6 protein-coding genes and 1 pseudogene are annotated in these 8,523 nt (G+C 59.7%); 1 reads left to right on the plus strand and 6 read right to left on the minus strand.

The window, feature by feature from the left end; all coding sequences use genetic code 11:
* From VJ956_RS00955 to VJ956_RS00975, 5 genes are all read right to left on the minus strand, one after another.
* Positions 1–1,464, minus strand: a 1,464-nt coding sequence (locus tag VJ956_RS00955; protein ID WP_324080654.1) for an aromatic amino acid ammonia-lyase, incomplete at its 3' end; no start/stop codon positions are given.
* The gene (locus VJ956_RS00960) at positions 1,454–2,620 is read right to left on the minus strand and encodes a hypothetical protein (protein ID WP_324080656.1); all 1,167 of its coding nucleotides are present in this window, start codon (positions 2,618–2,620) and stop codon (positions 1,454–1,456) included. The genes VJ956_RS00960 and VJ956_RS00955, both read right to left, overlap by 11 nt.
* A gap of 197 nt (positions 2,621–2,817) precedes the next feature.
* A complete protein-coding gene (locus tag VJ956_RS00965) occupies positions 2,818–5,190 on the minus strand; it encodes a DUF2309 domain-containing protein (RefSeq protein ID WP_324080658.1) in 2,373 nt (790 codons plus the stop codon).
* A complete protein-coding gene (locus tag VJ956_RS00970) occupies positions 5,190–6,764 on the minus strand; it encodes an NADH-quinone oxidoreductase subunit L (protein WP_324080660.1) in 1,575 nt (524 codons plus the stop codon). The genes VJ956_RS00965 and VJ956_RS00970 overlap by 1 nt, the downstream gene beginning before the upstream one ends.
* A gap of 124 nt (positions 6,765–6,888) precedes the next feature.
* Positions 6,889–7,179, minus strand: a complete 291-nt coding sequence (locus VJ956_RS00975) for a hypothetical protein (protein ID WP_324080662.1) — start codon at positions 7,177–7,179, stop codon at positions 6,889–6,891.
* Between the two features lie 106 nt (positions 7,180–7,285).
* On the opposite strand from VJ956_RS00975, the gene VJ956_RS00980 reads away from it, so the two are divergent.
* Entirely contained in the window at positions 7,286–8,191 is a 906-nt protein-coding gene (locus tag VJ956_RS00980) for a LysR family transcriptional regulator (protein WP_324080664.1), read from the plus strand.
* On the opposite strand, the pseudogene VJ956_RS00985 reads toward VJ956_RS00980, so the two are convergent.
* Positions 8,188–8,523 (minus strand): annotated as a pseudogene (locus VJ956_RS00985) (sugar-binding protein); the annotation flags it as partial. The gene VJ956_RS00980 and the pseudogene VJ956_RS00985 sit on opposite strands and share 4 nt — an antisense overlap.

Raw genomic sequence — 8,523 nt, forward strand, 5'->3', positions numbered from 1 at the left:
CTCGCGAACCCAGGCCTGCAGCCGGCCGCAAGCTCCGTCAAAGCTGGCACCACCGGCTTCATCGGAACGCAAGTCGAGCGCCTGGACCACCATCAGGGCATCAATAGCGAGCATGAGACAGAGCAGCTGTAACAGCTCCCCCGTGCGCCTGGCACCAATCGTGCCCATGGTGACAACGTCCTGGTTGTCGCCATTGGTGGGTATCGACTGGATTGAGGCGGGCGTGGCCATGGTACGCATTTCCGCCAGCAGCGCACTGGCGGTCACCTGAGCACCCATGAAGCCGCTCTGCAGGCCGGTGTTCTCCGGTTGCAGGAACGCGGGCAAACCGACGTTGAGCCGTGGATTGCACAGGCGTGCAATCCGCCGCTCGGCGTGCACGGCCATGGTGATGACCGCATTGGCCAGCGCGTCGGAAGCCAGTGCGACGTGCTGACCGTAGAAATTGCCGCCGTGCAGCACAAGCTCCGGGGCCTCCGGCAAAACGGGGTTGTCGGTCACGCTGTTAAGCTCGGTGTGAACCGTGCGGTCATGCCATTCAATCTGATCGCTGACGGCGCCAAGCAGCTGCGGTGCGCACCGCAAACTGTACGGGTCCTGTATTGCTGCATCGAGGTAGGCCAGGCTGTCGGCCTCGACCGTCAGCGGATCCGCGGACGCCTGGCCGGCGTTCCCGGCAAGCCGGTTCAGCCAGCGATGCAGGCGCTGTTGCCCGGGATGGGGGCGAAGCTCGCCAAACGCCGGGTGCCAGGCCTCAAGCCGGCCGCCAAGGACCCTGGCGTGGGCGGCGCTCAACAACGCGCTCCAGCGCAGGGCGCGGCTGGCTCCGGTGCCATTGAGGCCGGCAATGCCGGTCATGGTCGAAGTCCCGTTCACCAGTGCCAGGGCGTCCTTGCCGCCGGGTTCGAAGGGCGCAACTCCGATAGCCTCCAGGACCTCCCGGGCGGGCCTGGGAGCGCACCCTGCGAGACGGATTTCGCCCTGCCCCATGAGCGCACCGGCAATGTGTGCCAGTGGCGTCAGGTCACCGCTGGCGCCCACCGTCCCCATCGCTGGTACTACCGGAATGGCATCAAGATTCAGGCACTGAAGCAGGGTGTTGAGGGCATCGGGAGCAACTCCGGAATAGCCCCGCGACAAGGCACTGATGCGTGCCGCCATGGTGGCCCGGGTATGGAGGCGGCTCAATGGCGCGCCCACGCCGGAGCTCAGGTGAGCAACAAGATTCTGTTGCAGCTCGAAGCAGTGGTCGCGGCCGACCAGGGTATTCGCCAGCGGTCCGTAGCCGGTGGTTACGCCGTAAATACAGCGATTTTCATCGAGATAGCGGGTCAGGCGCTGATGGCTGAGCTGAACCCGCTGATGAACCCGGGAACTCAGCATCAGCGGTACTCCAAAGGCCACCGCTTCCAGTTGGTTCAGGGACAGTCCATGGGTTGTCAGTTCTACCGGGTTACCAGTCACAGAGTTTTCCCAGGTGGTCGCGGGGAAGTTGATCGCCCACCGTGATATGGATCGGACGCTCGGCGGTCGGCAGCCCGGCCCTGAACCAGTCACGCAGCTCTGAGTGCAGATCCTTGCCCGCCGGCCCGACGGGGACAACAAACACCTTGAGACGGGTGCCCTGCTCGGTGTTCATGGGTCGGACCGTGCAACAGCCGACCCGCGCGTGGGTTTCAATGAAGGCGCGGACCCGCTCGGGCCAGACATTGATTCCGCCCACCTGAACCGCATTGTCCCGCCGCCCGGTCGGGACCAGTGACCGGTCTGTTCGCCACTGGACCCGGTCCGGCAACGGAACAATGTTGCCCTGGTCGGATTCGAGGCAGTGATCGCCATGCCGCGCCCAGTGCCTGAAAAGCCGGTAGCCGCCAGCCGTGCTGTCACGCCAGCCTATGCCCGCCGTTTCACTGGAACCGTAGACCTCGATCATGGTCTGGAGACCGCAGGCCAGAACCTGCTCAATATACTCCGGCGGACAGGGGGCGGTGGATGTCACGCCGCTGACGCCAGCGGGAAGCCGACCGCGAACACCTCCGAAATAGCGCCACCACTGGGGAAATCCGAGCAGCAGGTCACCGCTGCGAAGATCGTTGTGGGCGGCCGCCTGGGCTTCCGGGCCATGAAGCAGAGGCACGGCCATCTGGCTGCTCAGCAATGGCCCCCAGATAAAGCCGTAAATATGATGAAGAGGCACCAGTGCAATAATGCGTTTACTGGAACCCACCAGCTCCCTGAGGTTATCCGCCTCTTTCAACAGGTGCGACAACGGCTGGGAAATCAGTCCGGGCTCTGCGCTGGAGCCTCCAGACCGGAACCAGAGGTGGGTGACAGCGCCGTTGTTCAGGCTCTCAAGGACAAGCCGGCTCCAGACATCCAGACTGCTGCGCCGCAGAAGCCATTCCTCGATACCGGCTTTCTCCAGTTCAAAGAATTCGGCGACCCGGCGGGCGACGGACAGCTGGTCGAGGGAATCGAGGGCCGCAGGCCCGTTCCGCAAGTCATCACCGACGGCCAGGTCCGCGATCAGTTCGTTGGCGGTTACGCCACGGCCGGACGCGAGCGACGCTGCAATCAGGTGTTGCAGCGTCGCCTTGCAGCTCTCCTCAGAAAGCATCATTCAGCCACGCTTCAAGAATGTCCGGCAGCTCTGGTCATCACCTGGCGCCTTGCTCATAAGCAGCCTCACCTTTGATCGATTCGGATACAACCCTGTTTTCTACGAACCTGTGGTGAGGCGGTTTTACCCCTGGCTGGCTTAAATTGTAACGAAATATTTCAGATCTTCTTCCCATTCTGCTGGCGCCAGCCAGGAAGTCAGGTCCTGGCCAGGCTGGCCTGATCTGCGGCGATTTCCCACTGGTCCCGGTAGAAACGCTCGATAACGCCCTGCTCATCATCAAGCCGGAACAGATATAGCCAGTCATTCTCGATCAGTTCCCGCACCACTGGGTGTCGGTTGGCAATGTCGGCAATCGCTTCCCTCGGCGCAGCCAGGTAAACGCTCAGCCGCAGTGGTTCATGGACCCACTGATGGCCATCGTGAACTGACTGCAGCGGCAGACCGATTCTCAAATCGCCACCGTTACCCTCAAAAACCCCAAGATGTCCGCCAACCACGTTATGCAGAACCTTGTTACCGCTGCCGTAACGGAAGTTGTCCGTCACCGAAGCGTAATACTGAAAGTTGATCCAGTGAGTAACCAGCATCGGTGCGGTCATGATCAGCTCCAGTACCCCGAAGCCGTCATCGTCGCGCCAGCGGTAGTCGTGGAGGAAACTGCGCCCTTCCAGATTCAGGTGGCGCGTCCGTGAGCGCGGGGCCACAATCAGACTGGCGTTGCCGGCCAGCCCCCATTCAGGACGTACCTCCGACCAGTCCTTGCTGCGCTTTATGATGGCTTTGTCAACATCGGTTGTGGTATCCAGGTCCAGGCGTCTGGCCCGCTCGCGACGGGCCTGACGACCCGCCTGAAGAAGAAGCCCCTGGATTTCCGTCGGGACCTGACCGGCGCAGACCACTTCGTCGGTTGTGGTGTCATGCAGTGCCCCAATGAAGCGGGTCTCCGGCGGAATCAATAGTCCCTGCTCTGCCAGGGCGGACCGCACCTCTGTGTCATTGAGCAGATACGCAAGCACCCGGACGTTCACTGAGCCGGTCTGTCCGCCACAGGCCCCGCAGTCCAGCCCTGAGGCGTGGGGATTGTTGCGGGTGCTGCTGCCGTGGCCCACCAGAAGCACGGTGGCTGCAAACTGACGGGTCAGGGACATGGCCCGGAGAATGCCCGCTACCAGCCCGGCTTTTTCCGCGGTGCTCAACAGCACCCCGTTGCGGCGGATCTCGAATTCGCCGTGGCCCTCGTGGAGCTGATCCACTGGATGCCTGGACTTGTCACCCAGGAAGGTGTTTTTTACCAGCCGGCCCAGGCGGGCGATGCCAAAACTTTCTATGTAGCTGAAACTTGCGGGCGCTGAACTGGTGAACCTTGTCCAGTGGGAGTGACGGGCCAACGCCTGGCGACAGACTCCGGCAGCGGGTTCTGTTTCGGTAACCTGCAGCGCCGGCGCAAGCAATCCGGGCAGCTGCGGACGGTTGAATTCCGTGCCCCGGGGCTGGTAGGCAATCGGCAGTCCGAAGAAGCCGGCAAATCCCAGAGTCTGTATGGTCTGGTCCTGGTCTTCCAACGCCCGACGAAAAATCTCCGAGCGCACATCAATGCAGAAAGCCGCCTGCAGCTTCGGTGTCTGGTCGGCGGCGGCCTCGTCAGCAGGCGAGCCCAGCAGTTTTTCAGCCATCTGTTGCTGATAGGCGGATTCTGCCTGCTGCTGCAGCTGCCATCCGGTAATCTGGGACCGCTCGTGGGCCGCCAGTATCGAAGGCCAGACTTGCCACTGGCTGGTCCACCGCTGCTCGAGATTGGTGAAAATTGCGCCGCCAACCTCCTCGACATGGCGCCACAACGCCAGCTCCCAGGCCAGACGAATGGCCAGAAGCCCCGGCAAGAGATCGGTTTCATGGCCCTGCAGTCTCGCCTGCCAGCGCAGGTAAGCGGCCCAGGATGACCATCCGTTTATATCCAGCAACAGCGCGTGCGCGTACTCCGGTGCGTGCTCTTGGGCCACGACGAGGGCTGCAAGAGCCTCGGCTTTCAGATGATCAGCCTGATCCGGCAGAAGCCGGAACTGTTCTGGCAGGGTGGCCTCGCCCATTACAATGGCGATGCCGCGGTCGGACCGGGTCATTTCAAGCCAGCTGTAATAAAGATGCTGGGCGCTGGCCTCAAACTCACCCGCATCCAGGCGCTGGAAGTAATCACCGCAGAACTGGCTGATCTGGTGCACAACTTCATCCTGCCAGCTGACCTGGTGAGCCGTATCGCGATGGCGATCAAGCTGTGCGCTCAGGTTCTGCCAGTGGTCGGGCATGCTCACCGAATGGATGCTGTCTTCGCCATCAGCGCCGCTGCCGAGCGCATCCTGGTTCAGACAGCAGGTGCCATTCAGCGCCGCCATGCGCGCGGCAACTTTGGTCAGTGGCAGGTTGCGCATCTCCCAGAACGGGTTTATGGCGTTGATCTGGTCCAGTGGCCAGGCTGGCGCAACCCGGCCGCATGCTTCCGCGATGGCGGCATGCCAGTCGGTTTGAGAAGCGCCGGTTTCGGCAGAAAGTAAGGGGCTCGACGCTGACATCAGACAGACTCCTTGGAACCAGAGGATGAGGAAACGGGTACCACGCTGCGCGGTTGCACTACATCGGGTAGTTGGGCAGGCCAGATTTTCAGCGTCAGCCGTGTTGCCCACTCATCAAGGTAGGCAGCGGCAAACAGGAAGCGATGGAAGCGGATACCCAGGGGCGAGTTACGGCGGTAGCGCACCAGAAAATAGCCGATAATGAGCATGATCAGCAGCAGGCCGGTAAAGCTGATTGCTGCAAGGCTGACGGTACTGTCCGGCGGCGCCAGTAAAAACCGGGAGGCGGCTTTCTGGGCCCAGTAAAGCGCCCAGAAAACCGCACCGAGAACCAGACCTCGGAGTATGAAAATAACGCCGCCGCCTGCTGCAAACAGTTCTGACAGCAGTATTGTCAGTGCCAGTGCCGGAACGATCCAGGCTACAACCTGTGCCGGCCCCGAAGCGGTTGCCACCGAAACGCTCGCTACCATCAGAGCCAGGGCCAGCAAAGCCGCAGGCACCACCTCCTTCAACCCGGGATTACTGATGGCTACAAGCCGTTTCTTCAGCGATATCTCCACCGTATTACCCGCATTCAGGAAAGCGTGTGCCTTGTAGGCGGAATGCGCGAGCAGATGCAACAGCGCCAGCTCATAAAGCCCCAGGGCGCACTCAACCAGCATCCAGCCCATCTGGGCGCAGGTAGACCAGGCCAACCTCACCTTGATGGAAATCCGGGTCATCATGACCAGACTGGCAAACACTGCCGTGGGACCTGCGACCAGAAGCAGAAGCCACTGGGCGGCCGCCACCTGGGAGATCAGCGGTGCCATCAGGATCATCAGAAATCCGCCCAGGTTGACTACCCCGGCGTGCAGCAGGGCCGAGACCGGTGTGGGTGCCTCCACCACCTGAATGAGCCAGCCATGAAACGGCAACTGGGCGCATTTGAAGAGTGCGGCCACTGCCATCAGCAGGGCAGAGATTGTCACGGCGGGCGGCAGCTCTGTCGCTGCTGCAGCCATTACCAGGATCTGATCAATCGAAAAAGTGTCGTAACTGACGTAAAGCAGCACAAACGCCACCACCAGACAAAGCTCCGCCAGTCTCGCGAAAATGAATTTCTTGTGGGCGGCCAGCGCTGCCCGGGGACGTTGCGGAAAAAACATCAACAACTGATGCAGGCTGATGCTGATGGCAATCCAGCTGCCGAGGAAAACCAGCAGATGATTGGTGGTGGCGATGAGGGCGACACTGGTCAGTGTCAACTGCAACCAGACCATGAACCGCGGCTGGCCAGGGTCGCCAGCAAGATAACGTTTTGAAAAGCGTGCCAGGATCATACCCAGCGCGGTGATGAGCAGCACCATCACCTGGGCCAGGGGAGCCAGATTGAGCCAGGTTGACGTACCCTGCCACCACCAGCCACCGATCGCGGATATGACAGCCGATATAAAAGCCAGATCAAAAACCCACGAGCCACCACTGGCGCCTGGATGAGACGGCAAAACGGAAGTTGCGATCGCTCCGCCCAGGTAAAAGACGGGGATCAGGATCAGGAAAACAGGCTCCAATAGATGGAAATCAAACATGAAACTAGGCCTCGGAATCGGAAAATATCTCTTGAGGCAAAGTATCCAGACTTTTAATGGTAAATAAAAATATATATTTCTTTGATTTTTGTTCTTCTAAAAAGAACGTTCTCAAAAGCCGGGACTATGGCCGCAGGCGACTGATCTCGATGGTGCAGTTGATGGCGAGTCGCTCACCGGACATCTGCGCATCGTCGATAACAGCGGCTAAATCCGCCTTGGTCTGCAGCAGTTGATCAATTCGGCGGCTACTGCGTTTACCGGCGATTCCGAAGCGTTCTTCCTGACTCAGATTTTCCTGCTGGTGAAAGCGGATCTTGTTCTCGATTAACGTCATCAGAATGGTCCGGGCCTCCTCGGTTGAAAACTCGCCGTCGATTAAAAGATGATTGGATTTTTCCGGATTGCTCAACATGCTCGTGTCCTTGTCATGGGGGCGTCGATGCCATCATCTCGCGATGCAACAGAATTTTAAAATAGATGATTAAGATGATAATGTTCTCTTTTCTGGAACTGATTGCATGAGACACCTCAATTTTCATCACCTGCACTACTTCTGGGTCGTCGCTAAAGAAGGTCATCTGACCCGGGCGGCTAAACAACTTAACGTTTCCCAGTCCGCACTCTCGTCGCAAATACGCCAGTTGCAGGAGCAGTTGGGGCATGAGCTGTTCACCCGGGAGGGTCGCTCGCTCAGGCTGACCGAGTTCGGGCATCTGGTGCTGGAGTACGCCGAGAGTATTTTCAGCCTCGGCAGCGAATTGCTGTCCCTGACCGAGAGTGGTGAGCTTCAGCACCTGCGCCGGTTGCGTATTGGCTCGGTTGCCACCTTGTCCAGGAATTTCCAGGAAAACTTCCTGCGGCCGGTGATCGGCGAGACCCAGGTCAGGCTGGTACTGCAATCGGCCAGCCTTGAGGAATTGCTGGACCTGCTCAGTATCCACAAGCTGGATCTGATACTTTCCAACCGTTCTGTGGTGGCGGATTCGTCAACCAGTTGGCGCTGTCAGCAGATTGCCGAACAGAATGTCTGCATTGTCGGGCCATCAGGCGACGCGGCCGGGGCCTTCCGTTTCCCCGACGATCTGGTGAATGCCAAGCTGTTGCTGCCAGGGCCGAGCAGCGATATCCGCAGTCAGTTTGATACCCTGCTCAGCCAGTCAGGTGTTGAAATAACGCCCTATGCCGAGGTTGATGACATGGCCATGCTGCGATTGCTCGCACGTGACTCGGGGGGCCTTGCTGTGGTCCCTGAAGTCGTGGTTCAGGATGAACTGCAAACCGGTCGGCTGGAAAAATACTGTGTGCTCGACATTGTAGAGCGCTTTTATGCCATTACCGCCAAGCGGCATCTGGAGCTGTTACCTCTGAAAAAATTGCTGGAAAAAGCGCAGGCGGAGTTCGGTGAAGTCCAGGCTATTCCCTAGCAGGCGACCAGCGACGATTCGCCCGACTGATGCAAATAGCCGCGCGCAATGTCATTCTGGATTTCTGAGCGGGCCTCCCTTTCGATGGTGATCTGGCTCAGGTTGTGGCTATTGTCCTGGGTCAGGGTATAAACCCGTTGACCCTGAGCCATCGCCAATGCAAGGGCCTTGGCGGTTGATACACCTTCAGCCGCCTTTTCTTCCGTAGAGAACAGACGCTCAGGAATCAGGTGCTCATAGGCGCTGGAGCGCATCCCAGAGCTGCGGTTAAACGCTACCCAGTCTTCGTAGCAGTTGTCCACGGATTCGGTGTTGGACGAGACCTGGTCCAC

It is taken from the genome of Marinobacter sp., from assembly GCF_035268745.1.
Taxonomy (GTDB): domain Bacteria; phylum Pseudomonadota; class Gammaproteobacteria; order Pseudomonadales; family Oleiphilaceae; genus Marinobacter.

What these genes read in the sequence shown, in the direction of transcription:
- VJ956_RS00960 (WP_324080656.1), bottom strand. Translation starts at nt 2,620, where the DNA reads ATGATGCTTTCTGAGGAGAGCTGCAAGGCGACGCTGCAACACCTGATT.
- VJ956_RS00980 (WP_324080664.1), top strand. Translation starts at nt 7,286, where the DNA reads ATGAGACACCTCAATTTTCATCACCTGCACTACTTCTGGGTCGTCGCT.
- VJ956_RS00970 (WP_324080660.1), bottom strand. Translation starts at nt 6,764, where the DNA reads ATGTTTGATTTCCATCTATTGGAGCCTGTTTTCCTGATCCTGATCCCC.
- VJ956_RS00965 (WP_324080658.1), bottom strand. Translation starts at nt 5,190, where the DNA reads ATGTCAGCGTCGAGCCCCTTACTTTCTGCCGAAACCGGCGCTTCTCAA.
- VJ956_RS00975 (WP_324080662.1), bottom strand. Translation starts at nt 7,179, where the DNA reads ATGTTGAGCAATCCGGAAAAATCCAATCATCTTTTAATCGACGGCGAG.